This window comes from Echinicola jeungdonensis (assembly GCF_030409905.1).
In the GTDB taxonomy this organism is placed as follows: Bacteria; Bacteroidota; Bacteroidia; order Cytophagales; family Cyclobacteriaceae; genus Echinicola; species Echinicola jeungdonensis.
This window is the reverse complement of record NZ_JAUFQT010000002.1, coordinates 1,002,219-1,028,400: the sequence shown is the minus strand read 5'-3', so window position 1 is coordinate 1,028,400 and position 26,182 is coordinate 1,002,219. Positions and strand designations below refer to the sequence as shown.

The 26,182-nt window shown below is 38.1% G+C and carries 21 protein-coding genes; 15 read left to right on the top strand and 6 right to left on the bottom strand.

Going from position 1 to position 26,182, the window contains the following annotated elements; translation table 11 throughout:
- Positions 1-4: 4 nt before the first annotated feature.
- The 3 genes from QWY93_RS17685 to QWY93_RS17675 form a co-directional block, all read right to left on the bottom strand.
- A complete protein-coding gene (locus QWY93_RS17685) occupies positions 5-1,549 on the bottom strand; it encodes a lipopolysaccharide biosynthesis protein (RefSeq protein ID WP_290249738.1) in 1,545 nt (514 codons plus the stop codon).
- A 205-nt stretch (positions 1,550-1,754) separates the two neighbouring features.
- A complete protein-coding gene (locus QWY93_RS17680; protein ID WP_290249737.1) occupies positions 1,755-4,184 on the bottom strand; it encodes a GumC family protein in 2,430 nt (809 codons plus the stop codon).
- A gap of 999 nt (positions 4,185-5,183) precedes the next feature.
- Entirely contained in the window at positions 5,184-6,002 is an 819-nt protein-coding gene (locus tag QWY93_RS17675) for a polysaccharide biosynthesis/export family protein (protein WP_353959663.1), read from the bottom strand.
- A gap of 283 nt (positions 6,003-6,285) precedes the next feature.
- Here QWY93_RS17675 and QWY93_RS17670 point away from each other — a divergent pair, with 283 nt between their 5' ends.
- Entirely contained in the window at positions 6,286-6,768 is a 483-nt protein-coding gene (locus QWY93_RS17670; protein ID WP_290249736.1) for a deoxycytidylate deaminase, read from the top strand.
- Positions 6,769-6,991: 223 nt separating this feature from the next.
- On the opposite strand, the gene murB is transcribed toward QWY93_RS17670, so the two are convergent.
- Positions 6,992-8,011 carry a UDP-N-acetylmuramate dehydrogenase gene (gene murB, locus QWY93_RS17665; protein WP_290249735.1) on the bottom strand — a complete coding sequence of 340 codons (1,020 nt, stop codon included), beginning with the start codon at positions 8,009-8,011 and terminating at the stop codon, positions 6,992-6,994.
- A gap of 190 nt (positions 8,012-8,201) precedes the next feature.
- Here murB and QWY93_RS17660 point away from each other — a divergent pair, with 190 nt between their 5' ends.
- From QWY93_RS17660 to QWY93_RS17595, 14 genes are all read left to right on the top strand, one after another.
- Positions 8,202-9,140 (top strand): succinylglutamate desuccinylase/aspartoacylase family protein, encoded by a 939-nt coding sequence (locus QWY93_RS17660; protein ID WP_290249734.1) that lies wholly within the window; start codon positions 8,202-8,204, stop codon positions 9,138-9,140.
- A 72-nt stretch (positions 9,141-9,212) separates the two neighbouring features.
- Positions 9,213-10,358 (top strand): ergothioneine biosynthesis protein EgtB, encoded by a 1,146-nt coding sequence (gene egtB / locus QWY93_RS17655; RefSeq protein ID WP_290249733.1) that lies wholly within the window; start codon positions 9,213-9,215, stop codon positions 10,356-10,358.
- A gap of 12 nt (positions 10,359-10,370) precedes the next feature.
- Complete coding sequence (gene egtD / locus QWY93_RS17650; RefSeq protein WP_290249732.1) at positions 10,371-11,336, top strand: L-histidine N(alpha)-methyltransferase; 966 nt, start codon at positions 10,371-10,373, stop codon at positions 11,334-11,336.
- 162 nt (positions 11,337-11,498) lie between these two features.
- The gene (gene truA / locus QWY93_RS17645; RefSeq protein WP_290249731.1) at positions 11,499-12,275 is read left to right on the top strand and encodes a tRNA pseudouridine(38-40) synthase TruA; all 777 of its coding nucleotides are present in this window, start codon (positions 11,499-11,501) and stop codon (positions 12,273-12,275) included.
- 777 nt (positions 12,276-13,052) lie between these two features.
- Entirely contained in the window at positions 13,053-13,634 is a 582-nt protein-coding gene (locus tag QWY93_RS17640) for a hypothetical protein (protein WP_290249730.1), read from the top strand.
- Between the two features lie 306 nt (positions 13,635-13,940).
- A complete protein-coding gene (locus tag QWY93_RS17635; RefSeq protein WP_290249729.1) occupies positions 13,941-14,900 on the top strand; it encodes a sensor histidine kinase in 960 nt (319 codons plus the stop codon).
- A 5-nt stretch (positions 14,901-14,905) separates the two neighbouring features.
- Positions 14,906-15,658 carry a LytR/AlgR family response regulator transcription factor gene (locus QWY93_RS17630; RefSeq protein WP_290249728.1) on the top strand — a complete coding sequence of 251 codons (753 nt, stop codon included), beginning with the start codon at positions 14,906-14,908 and terminating at the stop codon, positions 15,656-15,658.
- 128 nt (positions 15,659-15,786) lie between these two features.
- Positions 15,787-16,347, top strand: coding sequence for a hypothetical protein (locus tag QWY93_RS17625; RefSeq protein ID WP_290249727.1), 561 nt, complete (start codon positions 15,787-15,789; stop codon positions 16,345-16,347).
- Positions 16,348-16,423: 76 nt separating this feature from the next.
- A complete protein-coding gene (locus QWY93_RS17620; protein WP_290249726.1) occupies positions 16,424-16,564 on the top strand; it encodes a hypothetical protein in 141 nt (46 codons plus the stop codon).
- Between the two features lie 236 nt (positions 16,565-16,800).
- Positions 16,801-17,790 (top strand): CARDB domain-containing protein, encoded by a 990-nt coding sequence (locus tag QWY93_RS17615; protein ID WP_290249725.1) that lies wholly within the window; start codon positions 16,801-16,803, stop codon positions 17,788-17,790.
- Between the two features lie 278 nt (positions 17,791-18,068).
- On the top strand, positions 18,069-19,088 hold the full coding sequence (locus QWY93_RS17610; protein ID WP_290249724.1) for a hypothetical protein: 1,020 nt from the start codon (positions 18,069-18,071) through the stop codon (positions 19,086-19,088).
- Positions 19,089-19,100: 12 nt separating this feature from the next.
- Positions 19,101-21,482, top strand: a complete 2,382-nt coding sequence (locus tag QWY93_RS17605; RefSeq protein ID WP_290249723.1) for a T9SS type A sorting domain-containing protein — start codon at positions 19,101-19,103, stop codon at positions 21,480-21,482.
- A 5-nt stretch (positions 21,483-21,487) separates the two neighbouring features.
- On the top strand, positions 21,488-21,904 hold the full coding sequence (locus QWY93_RS17600) for a hypothetical protein (RefSeq protein WP_290249722.1): 417 nt from the start codon (positions 21,488-21,490) through the stop codon (positions 21,902-21,904).
- Positions 21,905-22,111: 207 nt separating this feature from the next.
- Positions 22,112-22,879 (top strand): LytR/AlgR family response regulator transcription factor, encoded by a 768-nt coding sequence (locus QWY93_RS17595; RefSeq protein WP_290249721.1) that lies wholly within the window; start codon positions 22,112-22,114, stop codon positions 22,877-22,879.
- A gap of 97 nt (positions 22,880-22,976) precedes the next feature.
- On the opposite strand, the gene QWY93_RS17590 is transcribed toward QWY93_RS17595, so the two are convergent.
- Together QWY93_RS17590 and hppD are read right to left on the bottom strand one after the other, a co-directional pair.
- On the bottom strand, positions 22,977-24,704 hold the full coding sequence (locus QWY93_RS17590) for a phospho-sugar mutase (RefSeq protein WP_290249720.1): 1,728 nt from the start codon (positions 24,702-24,704) through the stop codon (positions 22,977-22,979).
- A 267-nt stretch (positions 24,705-24,971) separates the two neighbouring features.
- Entirely contained in the window at positions 24,972-26,066 is a 1,095-nt protein-coding gene (gene hppD / locus QWY93_RS17585) for a 4-hydroxyphenylpyruvate dioxygenase (RefSeq protein ID WP_290249719.1), read from the bottom strand.
- Positions 26,067-26,182: the final 116 nt, after the last annotated feature.

Below are 26,182 nucleotides of genomic sequence, written 5' to 3'. Positions count from 1 at the left end.
AATTTTAATGACTTTTAAAGAACTTGATTTCCGAAATTACAGCAACCACAGCTTGCCGATCTGGGGAATTAATTCCTACCCACCATATTAACAATCCGCTTAAAGGAAATACCACCAAGGCAATCATGAGGAGATTTAACCAATTGGTGATGACCATCCATTGACTTCCGTAGGTAGCTAATACCAGTAAAATTACTGTCATGAGCATAGGCTGCCAGGTACTTAATTTCCATGCGTCAGAGTTGTCTTTCAACCGTTTCTTTAATACTAGTGGATACCCTATGCTCAAAATTAGTCTTCCAAGGATAACGCTTATACATAGCCCGAAAATCTCAAAGTGTTTTACAAGTAAAAATGCTGCTATTATTGTTGCAGTGGATGCCAGGAAGGAAAGCAATACCTTGATTTGAAGTCGAAGGGTTACATTTATGATGTTGCTATCCATTTGAAAAAAGATGTATTGGATGGCGATGATCATGATCAAAAGGTTTTCAAAGGTCCCTGCATAATGTTCCTTCCCCACCCATAGGCTAATAAATGATTCGTTTAACAATAAAATGGTGACCCCAAAAGAAGTGACCATGATCCAGTTGAGGGTAATAAGGATATTCCTTGCTTTTTTTACTGTACCATAATCTCCTTTTCCAAATTTCCCTCCAATCCCTGGGATAATGCCATCGGTAACGGCCGCAATAATTTTTTTAATGGCAAAAGCAGTAAAAAGGGTAAGTGTATATTTTGTAACATAATCGGGGCCGATCAAATATCCCAATAGAATTTTATCACTGTTCATCAACATCATCTTTGTTACCATAAATGCCATAAACCAACCGCTTAATTTGCCGTAGGCTTTTATTTTTTCCTTGTTAGTTTTTCCAAATCCAAACCAGCCTACCGTTTTGTTGACGATATAATAAAAGGTAAACCCTAATGAGAGGGCGATCAATACCTGGACTATTGCTAGTCCTATCAACCCATACCCTTGAGTGATGGCAAGGACCTTTAGGCCGCCACCTACAGCAATGATGCCGGCACGAAAGCCCATCCGCTTAAATCCAAGGTTCATGCCTCTCAGGACAGATTCAAATAAATCAAAAACCTTGTGGACTACCAGGCTGAGAATTAACAGGGAACAGGTGATCCTTATTATATTATAATATTGCTCATCGATATTGGTAAGGAAGGGTGCATACCATACGATTACGGCTCCTATTATCAGGACAATGGGAATGATAAAGGCAGTAATGACCAATGCGGTCATTACTTCACTCCGGAGTTCTTCATCGGTGGCAATATCTCTTTTTTTGGAAACAGACCATTTAAGCACCTGGGTTGCCCTGGTATCAGCCATATTGGCGTAACCGGTCATCTGAGTCAACATTTGCCAAACTCCATAAAAAGTACTTCCCAACCCATGTACAATAAAAGGATTGATGATAAAACCGGTTATTTGAACTCCAACGTGGTCAATCATGGCCGTCAAAGAGTTGAGATAACCGTACTGTTTAAGGTTTTCTTTTTGCCTTTTTTGGGAAGTTATTTTACCCATATATGTGGTTTTATTTAATAATAAAGGGAATGGACTCTTGGTAAAACGTGGGAGATGATTAAAATTATTTGGTAAGCCAAGTGTCCGGTTTAAGTAAAGCTTCGCCTTGTAAGTCCCATTTTTAATGGGGCAAAAAGGTGTTTTAATAAGTATTGGATCAAAAGTGGATCCTAATTAAAAGGTTTTCAGGTGTTTAGGGTTGATTCTAAATCCCTACATTTCTGTGACTATTGCCAATTATCCTGTTAAACAGGCTTTTTCGGTTTCGGTCTTCTTTGTAATACCCATATCCATACCCTCCATAGTTCATATCCTTTCGGGCAATATCATTGAGGACTGTATAGATATTTTTTATACCCATTTTGTTTTTCAGGTTATTGACCTCATTCACAAAGGATTTTTTACTGAAATTATGCCTAAGAATAAATACTGTAAGATCTACCAGATGCAAAATTTCCAGGGTCTCACTTACCAATCCAATGGGAGGTGTATCTAGAATCACTACATCATATTCCAATTCCAATTTTTGGATCAGTTTTTCAAAATGCTTATTAACCAATAGTTCTGCTGGATTGGGTGGGGTGGGCCCTGCTAATAATAAATCCAGGTTTTTATATTTGGATGGTTGGATGATCTCAGACAAGTTTTCGTTTTGTTGGCTGAGATAGCTGCTTAACCCAATGTTATTTTTGATGTTAAAATCACCAAAGATCTTAGGCTTACGCATGTCACAGCCTATCAATATTGTTTTCTTATTATTTAGAGAAAAGGTGGAAGCCAGGTTGATGGCACAAAATGTTTTCCCTTCACCACTGATACTTGAAGTGATAGCAATGGTCACCTGTTTTTCTTTTGGGCTTATAAAATGAATATTGGTCTTCAATGCCCGGAAAGCCTCTGTAATTCCTGAACTGGGTTCTTTTAGGACAACAAGGTTAGATTTAAACCGATTGTGGCCAATCTGGGAGAGTAGGGGTGCAGCTAATTTCTTCTCCGTATCATTTATATTTTTAATTTTTTGATTAAAAGCGTAGAATAAAGTGATGATCACAAAGGGAATGGCAAACCCAGCAAAGCCGCCCATTACAAAATTGGTCATGTAAGGTAGGGTAATGGGAATGGCACCTGGTCCGGCGTATTCTACCACTTTGTTGGAAGTAGTATTGGAAGCCATAGCTATGGCTGATTCTGCCCTCCTTTGGAGAAGGAAAGTATAGATGCTTTCATTGATGGCAAATTGCCTCTGGATCCTCAGTAAATTTTGCTCGGTTAAGGGCAACCTGCTAAACTCTTCCTCTATCTTGGCAATTCTATTTTCCAGATTTCTTATTACCAGGTCGGCATTTTTATCCACATTAATCAGGACTTCTTTTACTGACCCATTGAGGTCTCTGATTTTTCGGTTAACCTCCCTTACAGCAGGAGAAGCTTCAGTTTGTGTGGAAAGAAGTCTTGATTTTTCAGTTTGCATGGTAATAAGATTTTCGATCAGGGAATTGAGGATTGGGTCTTCAATCCCCAAACCAGATGGCATTACAATTTCATTATAGTCCTCCCTGACCAGGTACTCTTTTAGGTTTTGGTAGTATTCCTTCTTGAATTTTTCCTGGGACAAAGCTGTTTCCAACTCTGAAAGGTGGGAAAACATGGTGCTTCCTTCGGTTCCGATATTATAGGTCTTGTTTCTGCTCCTGAAATTCTGAAGTCTGTTTTCAATAAATACAAGGGAGTCGGCCACTCCTGAGATTTGGCTGTCAATAAAATCGACCGTATTGCTGGCCAAACGGTTTTTTTCCTTGAGCTCTTGTTCCAGGAATACATCCATTAATTTGTTAAGGTAGTCAATACCTTTTTGTGGGTTTTTGCATACTAATGATATCCCCAATACGGATCCTGCGGGATTGATGGGCCAAACTTGAAGGTTTTCTCCGGTAAACTGCCCTACCAGACTGGACATTGGCCGGATTTTTATGGAGTAATCGCCATTCTGTTGATTGCTGTTTAACAATACTACCTTAATCCGGCATTGTTCGGTTTCGATCCATTTGTCAAAGGGAAATTTCCTCCCAATCAAATTGGGATTTTCAATTAGCAAATTACTTCCAGTTGGATCATGAAGGGTGTATGAATCGTCATTGAACTTTAGGGTATAGGAATTGAGGGAGTTCCATGAAATAGAAATAAACCCACCGGTCATTTGGGGATGTTTCCAATCAACTTCCACTTTTATAGGGCTTTTATTATAAATTTCCGTCGGGATAAATGGCCCGTTTTCATAATACTCCACATCAAAATCAAGCCTCCTTAATGCATCCTCTGCCATAGGTTTGGCTTTGAACATGATAGCCTCATTCGATGTCCTGTTATAGGATCTAAAGTTACCTTCTGCCAAGCCAGTAAGGTCAAGGATGTCCATATTACTGGCTTCTTCTTTGATAAGGAATTTGCTGTCTACCTTGTATTGAGGGTGAACAAATTTGTTTGCCATATAGGCTGCTCCCAATGCCAATACCATAGAAAGTAAAAAATAAGGCCAGTACTTTAAGTACCGAAGAAAAAGATCCTTCAAATTGAAGGACATTGAGCTCGATTCCTCAAGGTAATCCTCAGAATTATTTTTTGGGATAAGTTTCATGCCTGTTTTATTATGGTGAAAAACCAAATGATTGTTGATACCCTAGTTTGGTATTTAAGTTCCTTTAGGAGAAATGGATTGAAAATGCTATGTGGTGAATAAAAACCGAATGCTGTAAAATGAATAATTACCAAACCTGGGGCGAAATGGATCTTCTCCATTTCATTATTTCCGTCTCCTTGATGGGTGGTAAACTTGGATTTAAATAATTATTGGACCTTATGCCGGAGCATGCATTGGAAATTTTTATGGGACTAGAAAAAGCAATTACAAAGCTGTTTGAAGACTGGAAAACCAGCCTAGATGGCTTATGAAACCCAATACGGCTTGAGTTTTTTGATAATTATGCAATTTCATGTCGTAATGCTTTTCCTTTTGGATAGAAAATTTCTAATGCATCTTTCGGGTGTAAATAAATTGACAGTTTCTAAACAAAGATCCTGTACCAATATCTGCTTTTGAACTTAAAGATTCGTTCTGCGCCGTTTTATACAAACAAGGGGAAGGAACGTTATTCACCAACTTCAACTAAAGGGCTCCATTAATTGGTGATAATTGGATCCTTGGGGCTAGGCCGGCAAATCTTTGGTCACTAGCTTAATTTACCTTGCAGTGTTTGTATTAAATATATATTTTATTTAGGAAAAAATCTAGTTTTAAATAGAATAAAATGAATTATAAATACATAAAAAAGTTTGTTAAACCCCCTTGTTTGGTTGGGGTATGACTATGATTTGTTAATGTTCTATTGAAGATCCTTGAAGGAAAATGCTATCTGTTTACTCATTTGATGGTAGGAAAAATCCCCAGAGAACTAAATAGAATAGGGTAGAAGAAAAGCGAAGGAAGATTTCTGAAAGGTATCTTTTTTCTATCTGGTTCCCATTTCCAATGGGCTTTATGGAAAGCAAAATAGTTAAGTGTCTCACCTGTATTTTATTCAATTATTTCAAAATGGTAAGTTTACTCCCTTTCATTAAATCTAATATTATATCCTTTTTATTGGGTGGCATTAATAACAAGTAATACAGCGGTTAAGGAGGTGATTGCCAATTGGAAGGTTTGCAGGAAAGTGACACCTGTACCCAACTCCCGAACTTTCATTGGTTCGGCATATATCAAATCATTGGGCTTCAGGAAATAAAACTCTGAGGCCATCAAACCTTTATGGTTGAGATTAATCTTGTGGGTTTTAGATCCATCAGGGTATTGCCTGATGATATTCACACTATTTCTTTTGGCCAAAGTGGTTAGATCACCTGCATTGGCAATGGCTTCATATATGGTAACCCTGTTTTGCATCATAGTATACCGACCAGGTCTATTAAATTCTCCTAAGGCACTGTATCGGATTCCCCCCAGCCTAACCCTGACAAAGGCTTCATCCTCCTTGACATAATCTTTTACTTTAGCCCCTATCAATTCCTTGGCTTCTTTGGTGGTCAGGCCTACCAATTTGATTTCCCCAATCATGGGTAATTCAATATTTCCTTGATTGTCAATGGTATAACCATTGAGGAAAAATACATCGCCCGAATTGGCCAAACTTCCGCTCATCATCCGCATTTGTTCAGAAACTGCGGAGAAGGTGAAAATATCATTGATTTCTGGGCTTGTTGTTTTAATAGTTACATCCACAATATCGTTGTATTGTAAATGGTAATCTTCTGTTTCGTAGGGTACTAGATTCCCCTCATTAATAATGACAGGCTCTTTTTCTTCGAGGTCCTGCATATACATTACCCGTTTATTGGAAATACAGCTTGAGATAATGGCCATCAAAAAAAACGGGATGGTTACTCGATTAAAATGTTTCATAATTTTATTGGTTATTTAGTAGGTATTCCCCTGTACTGGCCCTGTAAATGAGTCAGTTAATCATTAGAAATTTAAAAAAATATTTTCATATATACATTTTAAATCGTAAAAAATGCTATTGAAATACATTAAAAAGTAATTAGTTTAATGTGATTGGTGATAATGGTTAGTGGATATGAATTAAGAATGGATTTTTTACTTGTGGCTTCTTTCAAGAGATTTTTGGAAAGATAGTGTGGACTTTTCAATTCTTCTTTATTTTTGCAAAGTAAAAAAATTCAAAATGGCACGACCTGACTTTGATGATATCTTTATGGAATTGGCTGTAAATCTGGCCAAAAGGTCTCACTGTATTAAAAAACATGTGGGGGCAGTTTTGACTAAAGAAACCAGGATCATTTCCATTGGATATAATGGCCCGCCTCCGGGTACCCATAATTGCGATGAGGAGTTTCCGGATACTGGATGCAGCAGGGACAGCAAGGGAAGTTGTTCTCTTGCCCTCCACGCAGAACAAAATGCCATTTTGTATGCGGTTAAAAATAATGCTTCGGTTGAAGGGTCGACCCTTTACGTGACTTTAGCTCCATGTTTGGCTTGTGCCAGGATAATTTTTTCGATGGGAATCTCCAAGGTGGTCTTTATGTATTCTTATGCAGAGTATAAAGGTCTTCCTTATGATGAGGGATTGGAATTCTTGGAAAAGTTTGGGGTTCAGGTGGAAAAGTACGAGCAGAAAATCACCTATGAGGACACCTTAATATGATTTTACCTGGTACGTTGTGGCGAAAAAGTTTGGAAGAAATTGTGCCGCCAATTGGAAGTATTAAGTATCAAGATTTTAGGTTCTAGAAAAAATCCTTTACAGCCCCTTTCTTCTGGAGATCAATTGCGTTTTTTTATTCACAATTTCGCTTTCAGCCTTTAACATTCCGCATTACCAGATTCGACAGTTAATACTTGCTACTTCCTTTTAACCATGATTACCGCTAAACGAAATTGACTTCAGGTTGGAGAGAAATTCCGAACTTTGCTTGTATATCCTTTTGGATTTTTTCTGAAAGTGCTTTGATGGCTTCCCCTTCGCCCTTCCCATAATTGACCAAAACTAGCGGTTGATTTTTATGGACACCTATTTCTCCAAAAGTTTTCCCCTTCCAACCCGCCTTGTCTATCAGCCAAGCAGCAGGTATTTTTACACCCTTTTCCAGTGGAAATCCTGGAATGTCGGGGTATTCTTCTTTTAAGGTCTGGAAATGTTTTTCGGGGATGGTAGGGTTTTTAAAAAAGCTGCCTGCATTCCCAATTTCCTGGGGGTCGGGAAGTTTTTCCTGCCGTATATGAATGACGGCCTTGCTGATAGCCTCAATGGTAAGGTCATGTTGGTTATACCCCATTTTCTTTAGAGTATTTGAAATGGACCCATAGCTGATATTAAAATGGGGTTTTTTGGAAAGTTTAAAAGTAACATGGGTAATGACATATTTGTCTTTGGCTTTGTTTTTGAAAATGCTTTCCCGGTATCCAAATTGACATTGGCTATGGTTAAATTTTTCCACGGACAAGGTCTCCCGGTTTACGGCTTCCAGTTCTTCAAAAACTTCTTTGATCTCTACACCATAAGCTCCTATGTTTTGCATGGGAGAAGCCCCAACAGTTCCGGGGATCAAAGAAAGGTTTTCTATTCCTGCCCATTTATGGGCTATGGCTTTAAGTACAAAGTCATGCCAGATTTCTCCTGCACCTACTTTTACCCAAATATTTTCTCCATCTTCTTTTAACACCTGAACGCCTTTGATGTCAATTTTGACCACCAGGGCAAACAAGTCTTTGGTCAATAGAATATTGCTTCCTCCTCCCAAAATATAAGCTGGGACATATTTATCCTTTGCTGTTTTTAATGCTTTTATTACTTCTTCATTGGAATGTACCCTGGTGAAAAATCGGGCTTTTTTGTCTATACCAAAAGTATTGTATGCTTTTAGAGAAATGTTTTCTTGTATATTCATGGTCGGGTTAATTGTAAGGCTAAGTCCCTGTCCCAATTTGGGTGTAATTCTAAGAAATTTTGAGTTTAAGCCTAATTTTATAAAATGATTGCTTTAATGTGATTACAAGCAACCATTTTAGTGCGAATTAAATAAGTTTTTAGGCAATAAGAAAATAAGCATTCTTGTTTCAAACAAAAATTAAAAAAATATGAAAGAAATGGTGATCAATGGGATCAGGATTCGTCCCGGCCAATCCTTAAATATAGAAATTGCCATTGCAAGACTTCCAACCCATACATTAATTGACCTTCCTGTATTTATTGATAGGTCAAAACAAGAAGGGCCTGTGGTTTTGATTAGTGGAGGGGTTCATGGAGATGAAATCAACGGAATCGTAGCGGTAAAAAAAATGTTAGAGGAAAAATTATTTAAACCGGTAAAAGGCACCTTGATTTTTATCCCTTTGGTTAATATTTATGGGTTTTTAAGTAATAGCCGGACTTTTCCAGATGGCAGGGATCTAAATAGAAGCTTTCCCGGTAATAATAAGGGGTCTTTGGCATCCCAGATTGCCTATATATTGACAACACAGATTATTCCTCATATCGATTATGGAATTGATATCCATACCGGGGGAAGGATGCTTTCCAATTATCCTCAGATAAGGGTGGATTTTAAGGACAAAATAGGCCTCGATCTGGCCAAAGCATTTGGGGCACGATTTATCATCAATTCTTCCCATATCGATAAATCATTTAGAAAAGAAGCCTTCAAAAAGGATAAGCATATTTTGGTATATGAAGGAGGGGAATCCATGCGTTTGGATGACTTGGTCGTTAGGGAAGCAATTGCAGGAACCCGAAGATTATTAAGCCATTTGGGCATGGTGGAGGATAAAGAGGAAAATTATTCTTCGCTGGTAATGAAGGAAAGTTCATGGTTAAGGGCAAAAATATCCGGAATTTTCACACCCTCGATATCGCTCGGAGAGGAGGTTAAAAGAGGTCAGGTTTTGGCCAAACTTTCTGACCCTTATGGACAGGTGAAGGTGGCAGTAAAATGTACTTCCAATGGATATGTAATAGGGCTAAACAACTCTCCGGTGGTTAATGCAGGAGATGCTCTTTTTCATATAGGTAAAGGATAAGTTGCGGGCTTTTTGAAAAAAATTAATAACTTAAATCATTCGGATTGAGTTTTATAATAAATTTCCTGCAAGATGACTGAGGATGAATTTTTAAAAATTAGGAACCGGACTGAGTACCTTTGTGAAAACCTGGAAACGGAGGATTTTATTATTCAGGCAGCAGAGCATGTAAGTCCGGCAAAATGGCATCTAGCCCATACCACTTGGTTTTTTGAAACTTTTGTTCTCAAAAATCACCTTCCTGATTACCGCGAGTTTCATCCTGATTTCGGTTATTTTTTCAATAGCTATTACAATGCAGTAGGTCAGCGTACTCAAAAAAATCAAAGGGGATTAATGACCCGGCCCAGTGTAGAAGAGGTTTTTGATTATAGGGGTTTTGTAAATGAACAAATGAGAAGATTACTGGCTAATTCACCATCCAATGATATTAATGAGTTGATTTACCTGGGACTTAATCATGAGCAACAGCATCAGGAGCTTTTACTTACCGATTTGAAATATAATCTATGGCTGAACCCGCTTTCACCTGCGGTGATCAATATCAAAGAATACGGTCCACAGCCAGAAGAATCCTGGGAAGATATTTCAGGGGGGCTTCATGAAATTGGTTTTGATGGGGCTGGGTTTTCCTATGATAATGAAAGAAAAAAGCATCAGGTATATATTGAAGATTTTGCTATTTCCTCCCGGTTGGTTACCAATGGGGACTATTTGAAATTTATTCTTCAGGGTGGTTATCAGCAACCTGAATGGTGGCATGCTGATGGTTGGGATTGGGTGCAAGCTAATAAAATCAATCAGCCTTTGTATTGGATCAACCGGACCCATAATCAGTTTCAATATTATACTTTGGACGGGGTGAAGGATCTTGATCCTCAGGCTCCCGTAGCCCATATTTCCTTTTATGAGGCAGCAGCATATGCTGAATGGGCAGGATGTAGGCTTCCTACTGAATTTGAATGGGAAGTAGCGGCAGAAAAATTGGAATGGGGACTCCGCTGGGAATGGACCAATTCTGCATATTTACCTTATCCTCATTTTGAGAAAGCCCCTGGGGCCATAGGGGAATATAACGGGAAATTTATGATCAACCAGATGGTTTTAAGGGGAGGTTCTGTGGCCACTGCTGAAGGTCACTCGAGAAAGACCTATCGCAACTTTTTTTATCCTCATCAAAGATGGCAGTTTACAGGTATCCGCCTTGCAAAAAAATAATCATTCCAAAAAATGCCTACGACTACCTCATACCTTTCCCATTTTGCCAAAGATGTATTGGAGGGCTTAAGCGCCAAGGAAAAATTTATTCCATCCAAATATTTTTATGATAAAAAAGGGGATCGCTTGTTTCAGCAAATAATGCATTTGCCTGAATACTATCTTACAAAAAAGGAATTTGAAATTCTGGATAAATTCAAAGACCGGATTTTAGCGCCAATTATTCAACAAGAAAAAGAATTCAATTTGGTGGAATTGGGAGCAGGAGATGGTTTGAAAACAAAAATTCTTATTGACTTTTTAATTCAGGAAAAAATCAAATTCAAGTATTTCCCAATAGATATTTCCGGCAATGCTCTGGAAGAACTTTCCAAAGCCCTGAAAAAGGAATTTCCAGGTCTTGGGGTTCAGCCCATTGAAAATTCTTATGGCGAAGCCCTTAAGATGAAAAACTGGAATAATGGCAGCCCTAGCTTATTGCTTTTTTTGGGGGCCAATATGGGAAATTTTAATCCAGAAGGGGTGGACAATATGGTTCAATTGATTTCAGGAGCCTTGCAAGCAGGTGATCAGGTTTTGATGGGAATAGATTTAAAAAAAGATCCAGAACTGATATTAAAGGCTTACCATGATAAGCAAGGGGTGACCAAAACTTTTAATTTAAATGTTTTGGAAAGGATAAACATGGAATTGGGAGGGGATTTCAAGCTTGACCAATTTAAGCATTGGCCTGTGTATAATCCAATGACAGGCGAATGCAAAAGCTATTTAGTAGCAATGAAAAACCAAACTGTTCATATAGAAGGAATAAAAAAAACTATATATTTCAAAAAGGCCGAATCCATTCATACTGAAATTTCCAAAAAATTTGACTTAGAGGAAGTAATGGCTTTGGCTCAGGGACATGGATTTGAAATAGTAAAGAATTTTTTGGACGACCAGGAATTTTTTGCTGACAGCCTATGGAGGAAACAATGAAAGGTGATATATATTAAGGTGGGCTTTTCAAATGCCACCCCATTTAGGGAGAGGAAAAAAACTAGTTATATGGATGTGAAAGGAAGTGTTGCAAGGAAACTCCGGTAAAGCGTTGATTTTTATTATTTTTGCAGTCAAATCTTAATCTGGAGGGCAGTATAAATGAAAAGCAAACCATTTACCTATTTTTTTCGGGTCCAATATTTGGGGCACCGGTACCATGGCTGGCAAAAGCAACCTGGTGTGAAAACTATCCAGGGGATGTTGGAAAGGAGTTTTAAAGTCCTTTTAGGGCATTTGGATTTTAATATTTTAGGAGCAGGAAGGACAGATTCAGGCGTGTCTTGTTTGGGTGGTGCATTCGAACTTTTTTCTGTAAGTCGCCTGGAATTGAATGGTCTTATAAAGCAGATCAATTTAATATTGCCGGACGATATCAGGATTTTATCCGCACAAGAGGTAGATTCTAGTTTTAATATTATCCAGGATGTTAAGGAAAAGGAATATCGGTACCATTTTGCCTCTGGTACCAAACCCCATCCGTTTGGTTCTCCATTTTTAGTGGTAATGCCCAAGTCCCTGGATATAGAAATGATGAAAGAAGGGGCAAATATCTTTACAGGAGAACATGACTTCCGTAGATTTTGCTTGAAACCCAATTCGGAAACCCAATTTAGAAGAGAAGTGGCCCATTGCGAGATTGTTCCCAATGAAGAGGGAGATTTATGGTTTCATTCCGGGCCAAGATATGAGTTGCGGGTAAGGGGTAAAGGGTTCCTAAGAAACCAGGTGAGGATCATGATGGGAGCCTTGTTTGAGGTAGGAATGGGGAAGCTCCAACTAGATGACCTAAAGGCCGCCCTCAACAGTAATGAAATAAGCCCATTGAGTAGAAAGGCCCCTGCCAATGGATTGGTATTGCAGCAGGTGGTGTTTTGAAATTTTCACCTTTCCCGCTGCATTTTTTAGCTATAATTAGATATTCAAAACCAAAACAGTATTTCTTTTTCCATAAATGGAAGGGTTAGCTATAAACCTCAGTTTGAATTAAAAAACGTCACTCCGTAGGCTTGGCGTGGGATTGGGGGAAAAAGCCATGGGAGTCTCGCATTTAACAGTTTGCCACGTCCTTTTTTCCTTCCTTTCCCTTGACAAAAAAGGGCTACTCAATGATGATTAAGGCCAAATTTCAATCCATTTAAGTCGAATTCAGGTTATAACATAAAACTCAAACTTTTCATGTAGTGGGCATTTCGTACAGGGAAATCGCCTTTAGATATGAAGTTTCTTACTCAAAGGGCCCCTGCATTCTGAAAGCGTTTTGTCATCCCGACAAGGGAGGGATCTTGACGGACTCAATAACGATATTGAAAACTAAAACCATCTTAGCGATACGATTTTGAAAAGATGCCCGCCACCACGGGCAAGTTCCTAACGCCTGTCCGTGGCGGATCAGCATGACAGCAGTACTTTATATATTAAATATTACTTTTAAGTTAAAAGCGATTTCCCTGGCCTATCGTACGAGGAAAAATTAGGGCTTATTTTTCATTATCAATTTTTCAATTATCAGCAAACCATTCGCAAATAATAACTCCTGAAAGCGTAAAATTAATTCCAGGTGGTAGATTAATATATGGTTGGGTAAATTATATATGAATTTCAATAACCATTTGAAAAAAATTACCTGTAATAATCATTTTAAAATCTGGAGTTATGAAAAAGTATTTATGGAGTTTAATAGTAATGGCTTTGGTGTTAGGGATGGGCAAACTTAATGCCCAGGAAAAGGAGGAGAAATCCGAACTATTAATGAAGGATGGCGTTGGGGTTTTAAATATGACTGTTGGATTGGGAAATGCCCTATATGGTGGGTATGGTTCCTGGTATTCGGTAGCTGTTCCACCTTTGGCGGTATCCTATGAAATAGGGATAATGGAAGACGTATTTGATGAAAATGGTAGTATCGGTGTTGGAGGATATTTAGGATATGCTTCCTATAAGTACAGATACAACAATGGATTTATTTCTGACTATAGAATCAGTAATTTTATTATTGGGCCTAGAGGAGCCTTCCATTACCAGTTTGTGGAAGACTTTGATACTTACATTGGGGTATTTTTGGGTGCCAATATTTCAAGCAACAATTTCGGAACAATTACCACAAGGACCCCTGGAGGCGTGTTGTTTGAAACTTTCTTGGGAGGAAGGTATTATTTTCAGGAAAATATGGCAGCCTTAGGAGAAATAGGATTTGGAATTGCTTATTTGAACTTGGGGTTGGCCATCAGGCTGTAAATAACATCAAACATAAAAATCATTTCAATGAGGAAATTCCTTTTTTAAAGATTAATGGGCGGTCGAAATCAAAAATGATGGAAGCTGTCATTTTTTTGGGATGATTTTTGCTCCGAATTCACATTTTTTAAAATCTAATATTTGGAAAATTGTTTTTGTATTTAAACTAGTATAAAAAGCTTTTTGTAAGTATATTAATGTAGTTAATGGTTTTTTACAAAATATTTTAGTGGAATAATACCTGTAAAATTACGGCATTTGTACTGTTGATCATCAAAAATGGGTTGTTCAATTTTAATAATCAACATGATGAAAATTTTAGCCTTCATTTTTGTTTTCTATATTTTTGACGCCCTTTCAAGTTTGTCGTGGAAATTACATCCAACATTATGGAGTCATTTCCAATCCAGCCCAGCTTGTGAGGTACCTAAAAGCTTTCTTAACGAGACGCCTAACATTTTCCTTCAGTTGCTATACCGGAAAGGAAATGTAGCTGATAATCAGGTGGAAAATCAATATAGATTATGGGCTGCCATTTTACTTTTTTCGACTATTTCGTTGATTGGTTTCTTAATGTATAAAAGAAGAAGGGACGTTCAGGAAAAAAAAAGGTTGGCCATTTTAAAATATCAACTCCATCAATCTGAATTAAAAGTTATGGGATCCCAGTTGAATCCCCATTTTATTTTTAATTCACTCAATTCAATAAGTTATTTTATTGCTGTAAACGACTCTGAAAAAGCTGACCAGTTTTTGTTGCGGTTTTCCAAATTGATGAGGAAAGTTTTAGAAAACTCAGGGCAAACAGAAATTATCTTAGCGGATGAAATGGAGACCTTAAATCTGTATTTGGAGCTTGAATCTGAAAGATTAAATCATGCTTTTGAATGTGAAGTTAAGATAGATCCGGAAATAGATCAAACCAACACATTGGTGCCTCCAATGATTTTGCAACCATTTATTGAAAATAGTATTTGGAACGGATATGCCGGAAATGACAAAAAAGGAAAAATTGTCATCCACATTAAAAATGACAAAAAAATGCTTTGCTGTATTATAGATGACAAAGGGAGGGATATCAATAATTCCTTTATCCCTACTTATATAAAAAACAATTTTACAAAGGCAACCAAGGGAGTCCAATTTACTAAGACAAGGATTGAAACCATCAATAAAATGAATAATAGAAAGGGAAAAGTTAATTTTATTGACTTAAATAATGGACTTAGGATAGAACTGGAGCTTCCCTTGGAATTAAACTTCTAAGGAGTATGATAAAAGCAATAATAATAGACGATGAAATACATTGTATAGAGCGATTAAAAAAAATTCTACTCAACCATTTTTCTATGTCCATTCAATTGGTGGGGACTTATAAAACTGTTTCAGGAGGGAAAAAGGCCATAGAAATTCTGAATCCTGATTTAATATTTTTGGACATTCAGTTAAAAAGTCAAAGCGGTTTTGATCTTTTAAATGAAATAGGAAAGGTAAATATCCATGTGATATTTACCACTGCCTTTGAAGAGTATGCCATTAAAGCATTTAAGTTTAATGCAATAGACTATTTATTAAAACCCATCGATCCTTCGGAATTAGCTGATGCTATTGTGCGACTACAAGGGGAAATGAAGAAAAACCAGCAATCTGAAAAGTTTGAAATACTTTTTAAGTCCCTTTGTGAGGAGAAAAAATCAAATAAAAAAATAGCCGTTCCAACAATGAATGGTTTGGTGATTCTAAATATTTCAGATATTATCCGATGTCAATCAGATGTAAACTACACCTATATATTTTTGGAAAGTGGAGAAAAAATGATGGTGTCTAAAAGTTTGAAAGAGTTTGAATTACTTTTGAAAGATTATCAGTTTTATAGGGTGCATAACTCTCATTTGGTGAATTTGGATTTTATTAAAAGTTATTTTAAAGGAAAAGGTGGATACCTTGAGTTATTAGATGGCTCTAGCGTGGAGGTTTCTTCAAGGAGGAAGTCCGGACTTTTGGTAAAACTTAATAAAGGCTGATTTTTTTATGTGAATAATAATAGGGTTTATCTAAAAATAAATATTGTATATCGGAAAGTAATTTAGGTTTTTGTAACTGTATTATACCTTAAATAAGGTATGAAATATATGTTATGGATAATATAGGTATGGAAAATTTACAAATTAATTATGGCAGAAAAACCGGTTGGTTTCTTGTGTTACTCTTGTCTTTTGCCTGTATTTTTACAAACTGTGGAATCGGTGAGGATTCGGTACCTGACAAATTGAATGATTTGAATAAATTAGGCTTTAAAGGGGTAACGGGAAATATCATGGAGGCAAGGGTAAATGGAAATGATTTTTGTACCCCAATTGGGACAGCCATTTATTTGGATATAGATGCACCCCGACTTTCCATTTTAGGTTTATTTGGTAATGCAAATCCGGGGTTTTCCAAATCATTAAATTTGGAAAACCCAGGGGAGGGAACTTATAGCCTCACCGATGGTCAATTTGGAACAGATAATGAGGAGGAAATTTATGCTGTTCATGAGGAAAAAGGGGAAGGAAGCGGTACAGTCACCATTACAGAACTCTCTAATTCCAGGGTAAAAGGCACTTTTGAGTTAACGGATATCGGGATAGATACCAGCGGTAATCCAAACGGTAAACAAGTGGAAGTCACCAAGGGAGACTTTGATCTTGCAATTGATTATAATCAGAATTGATTTTTTCTAAATCTTTTTTTCTATAAAAGAAAAGCCGTCATAGCTGTCCTATTAAATTCAAAAACCATCTGATTCAATGATTATTGGTGGTTTATTTTTATATGTTGGTTCAATGAGGGGAAATATATTTACCGGAAAGAAAATGGAGGTTATCGGAAAAATCTCTGGGTTTATTGGAATCCTTTTCTTTAAAGAAGAAAAACCGGGTAAATTATAAGTCATTAATTCTCATTAAAAAAAAGAAAAACTTAGCCTATCCCATTGCTGAATTAGTTCTATTTGACAACTTTTGATGGGTGAATTAATCCTATCGTTTTGTTGTGGGGAAGGGCTGTATAGTATGGTTTTATATTGTCTTTCGGTTATCATATTTTCATAGTGATAGGGGTGTCAAATAAGTTTATATAAGCATTGTGTAATTTGTATTAAAATATATAATTAATAGTCTTAATTATGGAAAAACAAATAAAGTTGAATAATATATTCTTGTTAATAGTCACGATAGTAGTCGGTTGTCTTACCGCGTGTATGGATGATATTGACGATATCACGCCGGCCAATGATGCCGAGAAGAATAATATTTATATGGCCCAGGCCAGTGTAGCGAGGCCGGATCTCTCCCCGTGGCAAAATCCGGCCGGGATGGATGAAAGTGATATCACCTTAAGCGCGGCGCCGGCAGACGGTACGCCGGTTACGGTTTCTGTTGATGTCACCAATTACGGCGATGCGGCGGTAAACACGGCCGATGATCCTGTCGCCGTGCGGTTAAAAGGCAATGGCGCTAATATTGCAACCGATGCCGATGCAACCAACGATACCAAGACCATTGATGACGGCACGGTGATTAATCCGGGCGAAAGCGTGACCGTGTCATTTACATGGACGCCGGATAGCGATAACGGCACGACGGGTATTGCCGCGAATGTTGATTCGAATGGTGTAATTTTTGAAAGTAATGAAGGCAACAATATCACCATTAAATCCGTGAACATTGATGCCGGGAATAATGCGGCGCCGGCCAGTATCGCCGGTTTTGAAAAGCCGCTGATTACCGATGATCCGAGCACGCCGGACATTGAAATTCTGGCGGTTAAAAAGCGCAGCCACCGGGCTATTCCGGTGAAGTTCACAATGTTTGATGAAAACGGTGTTGAGCTGACGGATCAGAACCTGCCGGAAGGCGCGGCGCCGACCATAAGCGTTTGGTTTAATCCAGAAGCATCCGGTAGTGGCACAACAGCGATTGAATCCGACCTGTTAAGCACGGGCGGAATCGATACAGGTTATGATTTCCGGTACGAGGATGATCATTGGGTTTACAATCTTTCAACAAAAGGGCTGAAAGATTCCGGTAATTATACCATCGAGGTGAACTCCGGCGATGATAGCGTTTATCTGATCAACCAAGACACCAATCAAATTTCTTTTCAGCGAAAATAAGCGTTAGAGATTATAAGGATTAAAATTATAATGCCGGGTCTTTCATTAAAGGGCCCGGTTTTGTTTTGCCTCCTTTATTTAGCCGTGTATGTTTCAACAGGTAAACAGGCTCATGAAAATCCAAAAAGAATTATTTGTGGACAATTTCCTATAACGGAAAAATGATATCAAATATCGGAAAAAAGAAGGTGTTGATGGAAATCCAGTTCCAGACTGCCTGGGGATGAGGTAACTTATAGGTAAACCATTTTATTTATTTCACTTTAAATCCGTTTGCTATGGTACGATTTTATCTAACATTTGTCTTTATTTTATCGATATCGGTTAGCGTTTTTGCTAAAGTATTAAGGGTGAATAACCAGGAAACTTCTAATCCTGAACAAAATACCTTTGCAAGTTTGGAGGAAGCTTATAGTTATGCTGTATCTGGAGATACCTTATATATAGAAGGTTCCAATATCAGTTATGGAAGTTTAACTATAGAGAAAAAAATAGTTTTGATTGGTCCAGGGTATTTTTTGTCAGAAAACGAGGGAGAAACCTTTCATAAACAAAATGCCCAAGTGAATAGAATTAATTTTAGTAATGGATCCTCTGGGGCAAAAGTTTTTGGTTTAAGTGTTTCTGCTGGGTTTTCTCCCCGGTTAAACATTAATGTTGATAATATTGGAATATTTGGTTGTTATTTTCCTGGAAGTACCATTTTATTTTCTGTTAGTAATTTGAATGACATTGTAATTCACGGTTGTTTTTTCACAGATTTTCCATTTTCATTTGGGTTTAATATAGCTCCTCCTCAAAATTACTTAATATCAAATAATATTTTTCAAAAAGGTTTTTTAATTAAGGATAATAATTCAGGAACCATTGTAAATAATGTTATTGGAGAAAGCACTTTTAATGTTGGCCTCAATTCTACTGTCCAAATCCATAATAATATTCTTTTAGGAGAGGATGAATCCGAAGCGGTATTCCCAGATGGAGGAGGAAGTAATGTTAGCTATAATATTTCCGTTGCTGGACAGTTTGGTAATGAAAATGGCAATCAATCAAATGTGACTGCTCAAGATATTTTCATTTTAGGAGAAACAACCTCAGATAGCCAATATATGGTCAGGGAAGGTGGGCCTGCAGATGGAACCGGAAAGGATGGAGAAGATTTGGGCCCTTTTGGTGGGGTGAAACCTTATAAATTATCAGGAGTCCCTGATTTGCCTGTCGTTTATGACTTTAGCACTTCCGGATTTGGTACACCTGAAGACCAATTGCCTGTTCAAATCAAAGTTAGGGCCAAATAAATAGGAGGGGATATGAGGTTCAAGATTTACTTGATTTTTGTATTGGCCATGGTCATCGGCTGTTCGGCATTTTCCCAACAAATCAGTCAGGGTGAATATTTTTTCAATCACTACGTTGATTTTGGGGAAGGTACTTCCTTTAGTTTAAATGACCAGGAGGCCAATTTGGATGTTGATATCAGCAGTCTTCCTGCTGGGATCAATAAGATATATACCCGGGTAAAAAATGAAAATGGTTTATGGTCCCTGACCACCCAAAGTACATTTTATAAATACCAGGCCCCTCAAAACCTGAAAATGGTGGAAGCGGAATATTTTATCGATGATTATGTGGATTTTGGAAAAGGGAATACGCTTGCTCTTGAAGAAGGGAGTGGGGATTACCTGATCGAATTGGATGGACTGTCTCCGGGAATCCACCTTTTGTATATCCGGGCCAAAAACAATTTGGGGCAATGGTCCCAGCTTAACAAAAGTGTTTTCTATGTTGAGGATGGTGAATTGGCCAAAATAGTTGCCCTTCATTATCGCTTCGTTGGGGAAGACTTTACCAGTGAATCCTATGTGTTTGAGGATTTTGAACCTTCCACCGAGGTGGTATTGGATCAAAACGATTTTATGGCCAATTCGGAAGGTTTGGAAGAGGGAAAAACCTATAAGATGCTATTGACAGCGGTCAATGAAAAAGGCCAAAGCAGTTTTAGGTATACCATTAGCTTCGTTTATTCCGAGGTAGCCCAAATCACCATTGAAAGCATAGAAACCGTTGATTTGACTTGTTTTGAGGCTAATGATGGAAATGCAACCATCAATGCTACTCTTGCAGGAAAAGACTTGGAATATAGTTTGGACGGTGAAAACTATGTTTCCAATTCCACCTTCGAAAATCTCTCAGCAGGAGATTACACGGCCTATATTAGAGAAGCCAACAATGCTGAAAATGTGGTAGAGGAAAGTTTCTTCATTACTTCACCTGCCTTGCTTGAGTTAACAGTGCAGGGATTGAACCAACCTAATTGCCCAGGGGATGAGACCGGTGGATTTAATATTGCCGTTTCAGGAGGAACAGCGCCTTATGAATATAAATTGTCCTCTCAGGAGAAATTCAAATCTGAAAATAGTTTTGGTAACCTGGGAGAGGGGTCATATACGGTGAATGTGCGGGATGCTAATGGTTGTGATCAAATTATTGAAGTTGATATTTCTCCTCTTGGTGAACGTCCTTCTGTTCCAACTATTGAGGTTTTGGAAGGATCTACCATTACCTTACAATCCAGTAACTCCGGAAATAATCAATGGTTTAAAGATGGAGAAATCATTCCAGAAGCTACCGGACAAACCTATGAAGTCCTTGAAGAAGGAGCTTATCAAGTGATGGTTACCAATTCCACAGGCTGTACAGCTATTTCCGAATCCCTAGAAATAGGACCAATTACTTTGGAAAATATTGAGACTGAAGCTTTGTCCTGTTTTGAGTCCAATGATGGTTCAGCAACCATTAATGCTACTGTTGAAAAAGGAGAGCTGGAATATAGCTTAGATGGCCAAAACTATACAAGTGAAAATACATTTGGGGATTTAGCTGCAGGAAATTACACTGGATACATTAGGGAAGTTGGAGAGCCTGCCTATGTTATTGAACCAAACTTTACCATTACAAGGCCTGCCAAATTAATGGCGGAAGTTGGAAGTATTAGCCACCCAAATTGTCCCAATGAGGCTTCAGGAAACTTTACCATAAGCACAACTGGAGGAACGGCACCATATAACTATAGCCTATCCGGGCAGGGAGGCAATCAGGAAGCTAACTCCTTTGAAAACCTTCAGGAGGGTGATTATACAGTTACCGTAAAAGATGCTAATGGATGTTCCGCTGCAGTTGCGGTTAATATCAGTGCCCAAGGGGAAGCCCCTGCTATCCCAACCATTGGAATAGAAGGTATGGATGAAATTTCTGCTGAGTTGTTCTTAGAATCCAGCAGTGCCCAAAATAACCAATGGTTAAAAGATGGGGAAGAAATTCCAGGAGCAACCGGTCAAACCCTAGATGTTACAGAAGCAGGAAGTTATCAGGTTAGAGTGACCGGATCTTCTGGATGTACTTCCATCTCAGAACCTGTGGCCATTACTTCCTCCCCGGAAATATCCGATTTGGATATCAAACTTTATCCTAATCCTGTAGAGGACGTCGTTCAGATTGAATTTGGAAGGGAAACGCTTCTTGAGAGGATACGGGTTTATAATGCAAATGGTATTCTAATAAGGGATATTGAAAATCCATTTGGTCCATCTAATAGTTTCTTTGTTGACTTAAGTGGATACACTTCCGGAATCTATACCATTCAGGTTGAAGGTTATGGCTTATTTGAGAGATTGAGACTAATTAAAAAATAGGAGATATGGTTAGTAGTAATAAAAATAGATTAATAGGATTGGTTTTGCTGATTTTATTTTCCTTATCGTCTTGCGGGAAAGACGGTAATGGAAACCCTCAGCAAACCGATCCCACAGATGAAGAATTAATTGTAAGGGACTGGAACCTGGTTTCTGTTACCTCGAATGGAATGGGCATTAATTCTAACGGATTTTCTATCAAATTCAATAAAGGGGGAACATTCAATTTTAATACTCCGGGAATCCCTGAATTACCCCAATCCGGGACATGGGTGCTGACTAATTCCGGCAATGTGATTATGCTCAATGGAAATGTAGAACTGGAAGTGGGGGTGCTCAATGTGAACCGTTTTGTCTTCGACCATTCGAATACCAATTTTAAAGAGGGAAATGTTACAACGGAGTTTGTTTTAGAAAAATAAATAATTTTTAGGTCCTAAAATTGAAAATAGGTCTTTTGCCATGCATAAGACCTATTTTTTTTAAAGGAAGAGGTCAGGTTTAAGTTTAAGAGTCACAGAAAATAAGGGAATATTTACAGATAATAAATTGGGTTTAAATTTTAAGGTTCATACCTGTACCTTAATGGTGTCGATTAATTTGTGAGGTTATCCTGAAATTTTTAACCTATGAAAGCTAAGGAACTTTTGCTGATCCAGCCCAATTGGAATCCTCCATTAAATATTTTTTATGAAGAGGCTGAATTTCCTCCTGATTATTCCATAAAAAGGATGGAAATGGGGGAAATGGCTGTCAAATATTTAAAACGTAATAAAATTGATTTGGCAATTATTAACCTGGAGGGCATTCAGAAAGATGTAATGAAGGAGTTAATAATTTTGAGCCATTTGTTAAATGATGATTTTGAAATTCCATTTATCTTATTGTCGGAATGGATATGTTCTGAAGTCAGGAGGGAAATATACAATAGTAGTCCTAGTGCCCATTTATTAAAACCCATTGATGCTGCTCAATTATCGGTAACAATTGAGAGAATATTACAGTGCGGAATGGTCAGCCCCAATAACCCATTACCTTATGATTTGAATGGGGGAAAGTCCTATCCGGGTAATGACAGCTTTTTCATCAGGGAAAAAGGGGTTTACCACAAGATAATCCTTGATGATCTGGAAAAAGTAGTGTCAGATGGGGATATAATTTATATCCATTTGAAATCAGGTTTGGGGCCATTTACGGCTTCCTTATGCTTGAAGAAATTTCAAAAGCAATTTCCCTTTCCGTCCCTCCAAAGGATTAATAAATCTTGTATTATTAACCTTAGACATCTTTCTAAATTTGACAATAATTATGTGTGGGTCAATGAAAAACCTATTCTGATTGGGGCCCGCTACAAAAAAGAATTTTTAAAAAAAGTAAAAATTGTTCGAACCGGTTGAAGATTGGTTCAAAATCTTTTTACCATTCATCTAAGGCAAAAAAAAGACAAGAGGTTTCATCTACCCCTTGTCTTTATTGTTCATTTCCATAAATAATTTACCCAAAAAACTTTTTCAATTCATCAATTCTCTTTGCTAGATGAGTCTCTACTGCGCGGTAGGCACCGCGGTTGGGTAAGTGCTCATTGACGGAAATATAGTATTTGATCTTGGGCTCAGTACCAGAAGGCCTTGCAGAGATTTTGCTGCCATCCTCCAGGTAAAACTGGATAACATTAGATTTGTCCATGTTCAAGGGTTCTTCTTTGCCATTGACCATATCATACACTTTGCTTTCCTGCACATCAACAACTTTGGTGACTTTCACACCATTGATGGTTTCCGGCCGGTTATTCCGGAAGCCGCGCATTAATTCCTGGATCTGTTCGGCTCCATCTTTGCCTTTTTTGGTGACAGAGATGAGGGATTCCTTATAGAAACCATATTCCTGGTAAATTTCTGCTAAAACATCAAAAAGAGTCATCCCTCTTTCCTTGTAATAGGCAACCACCTCTGCAAGCATAGCGCAGGCAGAAACGCCATCTTTATCCCTTACTTTGTCACCCACAAGGTAACCATAGCTTTCCTCACCGCCTCCGATAAACTGTTTTTTGCCTTCGTATTTCCGGATCAGGTTGGCAATATTCTTAAAACCAGTCAATACAGAATAACAAGGTACATCATAACCCTTGCAAATCTCATCGATCAATTCGGTAGTAACGATGGTGTTTACCATAAATTGATCACCGGTAAACTTGCCTCTTTTTCTCCAAAGCTCAAGTAAATAATAGGTAAGAATAGAACCGGTTTGGTTTCCATTGAGCAGCTCAAATTCACCTTTTTCATTAGGAATGGCAGCAGCATAACGGTCTCCATCTGGGTCACAGGCCAGGATAAGTTCTGCTTTGACTTCTTTTCCAAGCTTCAAAGATAAGTTAAGTGCTTCTGCTTCCTCCGGATTGGGATAGATCACTGTTGGAAAATTGCCATCCGGTTCAGCTTGTTCCTTGACCACATGGATGTTTTCGAAACCAAAAACCTTCAAAGCGGCTGGAACCATTTTTCCTGAAGCCCCGTGGATAGGAGAAAAGACAATGGGCATGTCTTTTTGGGTCAAGATGGCTTTTGGTGATAAGCTCAGTTTCTTGATGTCATCCAGGTAGCTGAGGTCCAGTCCTTTACCGATATATTCGAACAATTCTTCATTCTTATCCCATTTTACATCATCTATGGATCTGATTTTTTGTACTTCCTGGATGATGTTTTTGTCATGAGGAGCTACTACTTGTCCTCCATCATCCCAATATACTTTGTATCCATTGTACTCCTTAGGGTTGTGGGAGGCGGTTACCATAACCCCGCTTTGGCAGCCATAATAACGGATAGCATAAGATAGGACGGGGGTAGGCCTCATTTCTTTAAAATACATGACTTTGATCCCATTTGCTGTAAAGACATTAGCGGTTGTTTCAGCAAAAAGGGTATTGTTGATCCTGGAATCATGGGTAATGGCTACTTTGATCTCTTGATTGGGGAATGATTTCAACAGGTAATTGGCCAGTCCCTGAGTGGCCATGCCTACCGTATAGACGTTCATTCGATTGGAGCCTACTCCCATCAGGCCACGAAGCCCACCGGTTCCGAATTCAAGGTCTTTATAAAAGGCATCAACCAACTCTGACTGGTCTTCTGCCTCCATCAGGGCTTTAATTTGGTCTTTTGCTTTTTGATCAATATTACTCTTTAGCCAGGTTTTGGCTTTGGTGATTATGGATGTGTCTGTCATAATTTTTAAAAAACTTAAAATGAAATTCTAATTTACGTATAAAACCCATTTTTGCCACTTTCAGGGGAAAGAGAAACAAAAAAATAAGCGGGTTTTCTATTCAACCTACATTGTTAATTTTGAAATGGTTTTGTAAACCTGCCAGGTTTAGATGTGCAAATTGGCGAAAATCAAACCTTTAGCGGGTGAAACCTGGCAGGTTTTAACCTTTAAGATAAAATGACAAAGTAGAGTTCATAATTTTCCAAAATCCTTTTTATCTAGTGTTTATAGATTCCCTCTCAGTTCCTGTTCCCTTTCAATGGCCTCAAACAAAGCTTTGAAATTGCCTTTTCCAAATGATCTGGCACCTTTACGCTGGATGATTTCATAAAATAAGGTGGGCCTGTCCTGAACAGGTTTGGTGAAGATTTGTAAAAGGTAACCTTCTTTGTCCCTGTCCACCAGTATATTAAGGTTCTGTAGCGATTTAATATTTTCATCGATTTCCCCAACCCTGTTATGCAAGTCATCATAATAAGTGGGAGGGACTTCTAAAAATTCCACCCCTCTTTTTCTTAATTCTTCAACTGTAAAGATGATATCATCAGTAGCAATCGCAATATGCTGTACCCCAGGGCTGTTGTAATAGTCTAAATATTCTTCAATCTGGGATTTTTTCTTTCCTTTGGCAGGCTCATTGATTGGAAACTTAATATACCCATTGCCATTGGCTACCACCTTGGACATTAAGGCTGAATATTCAGTGGAAATGTCTTTGTCATCAAAGGTGACCAACAAGCTGAATCCCATTACTTTTTCATAAAAATTCACCCATTTGTTCATTTCACCCCACCCCACATTTCCTACACAGTGATCAATAAATTTAAACCCAACCGGTTGGCTGGAATATTGGCTTTTTCTTTCCATGAATTGAGGGAGAAAGGGGCCATTATAGTTTTTTCTGTCCACAAAGGTGTGAATGACTTCTCCATATGTATGAATAGAAGAAATGGTCACTGTTCCGAATTCGTCCTCGAGTGTTCGGGGTTCCTGGTAGGAAGAAGCCCCGCGGGAAGTGGTTTCTTCCCAGGATTTTTCCGCATCACTCACCTCCAAGGCAATGACTTTGACTCCATCACCGTGTTTTTTTATGTGGGTGGAAATAGGGTGGACATCAAAAAGAGGGCTGGTAAGCACCAACCTTATTTTTCCTTGTTCCAAAACATAGGAAGCCCTGTCACGGATGCCCGTTTCTGGACCTGCATAGGCTACCAGCCGGTAACCAAATGCATATTGGTAATAAAGTGCAGACTGCTTAGCATTGCCTACATAAAGTTCGATATGGTCAGTGCCTATTATGGGGAGAAAGTCATGTTCCATCTTGGTGTTTATTTGGGTTTAATGAATAAGCTTATAGTTAAAATAAATATAAAAAATTAATCCGGCTAATGAGATTGTTTTTTGAATTCCTGGATTTTTATTGATTGAGGCTGGAT

What these genes read in the sequence shown, in the direction of transcription:
- QWY93_RS17615 (WP_290249725.1), top strand. Translation starts at nt 16,801, where the DNA reads ATGGAAAAACAAATAAAGTTGAATAATATATTCTTGTTAATAGTCACG.
- QWY93_RS17610 (WP_290249724.1), top strand. Translation starts at nt 18,069, where the DNA reads ATGGTACGATTTTATCTAACATTTGTCTTTATTTTATCGATATCGGTT.
- QWY93_RS17685 (WP_290249738.1), bottom strand. Translation starts at nt 1,549, where the DNA reads ATGGGTAAAATAACTTCCCAAAAAAGGCAAAAAGAAAACCTTAAACAG.
- hppD (WP_290249719.1), bottom strand. Translation starts at nt 26,066, where the DNA reads ATGGAACATGACTTTCTCCCCATAATAGGCACTGACCATATCGAACTT.
- QWY93_RS17590 (WP_290249720.1), bottom strand. Translation starts at nt 24,704, where the DNA reads ATGACAGACACATCCATAATCACCAAAGCCAAAACCTGGCTAAAGAGT.
- murB (WP_290249735.1), bottom strand. Translation starts at nt 8,011, where the DNA reads ATGAATATACAAGAAAACATTTCTCTAAAAGCATACAATACTTTTGGT.
- QWY93_RS17635 (WP_290249729.1), top strand. Translation starts at nt 13,941, where the DNA reads ATGATGAAAATTTTAGCCTTCATTTTTGTTTTCTATATTTTTGACGCC.
- QWY93_RS17660 (WP_290249734.1), top strand. Translation starts at nt 8,202, where the DNA reads ATGAAAGAAATGGTGATCAATGGGATCAGGATTCGTCCCGGCCAATCC.
- truA (WP_290249731.1), top strand. Translation starts at nt 11,499, where the DNA reads ATGAAAAGCAAACCATTTACCTATTTTTTTCGGGTCCAATATTTGGGG.
- QWY93_RS17670 (WP_290249736.1), top strand. Translation starts at nt 6,286, where the DNA reads ATGGCACGACCTGACTTTGATGATATCTTTATGGAATTGGCTGTAAAT.
- egtD (WP_290249732.1), top strand. Translation starts at nt 10,371, where the DNA reads ATGCCTACGACTACCTCATACCTTTCCCATTTTGCCAAAGATGTATTG.
- QWY93_RS17675 (WP_353959663.1), bottom strand. Translation starts at nt 6,002, where the DNA reads ATGAAACATTTTAATCGAGTAACCATCCCGTTTTTTTTGATGGCCATT.
- QWY93_RS17620 (WP_290249726.1), top strand. Translation starts at nt 16,424, where the DNA reads ATGATTATTGGTGGTTTATTTTTATATGTTGGTTCAATGAGGGGAAAT.
- QWY93_RS17605 (WP_290249723.1), top strand. Translation starts at nt 19,101, where the DNA reads ATGAGGTTCAAGATTTACTTGATTTTTGTATTGGCCATGGTCATCGGC.
- QWY93_RS17680 (WP_290249737.1), bottom strand. Translation starts at nt 4,184, where the DNA reads ATGAAACTTATCCCAAAAAATAATTCTGAGGATTACCTTGAGGAATCG.
- QWY93_RS17595 (WP_290249721.1), top strand. Translation starts at nt 22,112, where the DNA reads ATGAAAGCTAAGGAACTTTTGCTGATCCAGCCCAATTGGAATCCTCCA.
- QWY93_RS17640 (WP_290249730.1), top strand. Translation starts at nt 13,053, where the DNA reads ATGAAAAAGTATTTATGGAGTTTAATAGTAATGGCTTTGGTGTTAGGG.
- QWY93_RS17625 (WP_290249727.1), top strand. Translation starts at nt 15,787, where the DNA reads ATGGAAAATTTACAAATTAATTATGGCAGAAAAACCGGTTGGTTTCTT.
- egtB (WP_290249733.1), top strand. Translation starts at nt 9,213, where the DNA reads ATGACTGAGGATGAATTTTTAAAAATTAGGAACCGGACTGAGTACCTT.
- QWY93_RS17630 (WP_290249728.1), top strand. Translation starts at nt 14,906, where the DNA reads ATGATAAAAGCAATAATAATAGACGATGAAATACATTGTATAGAGCGA.
- QWY93_RS17600 (WP_290249722.1), top strand. Translation starts at nt 21,488, where the DNA reads ATGGTTAGTAGTAATAAAAATAGATTAATAGGATTGGTTTTGCTGATT.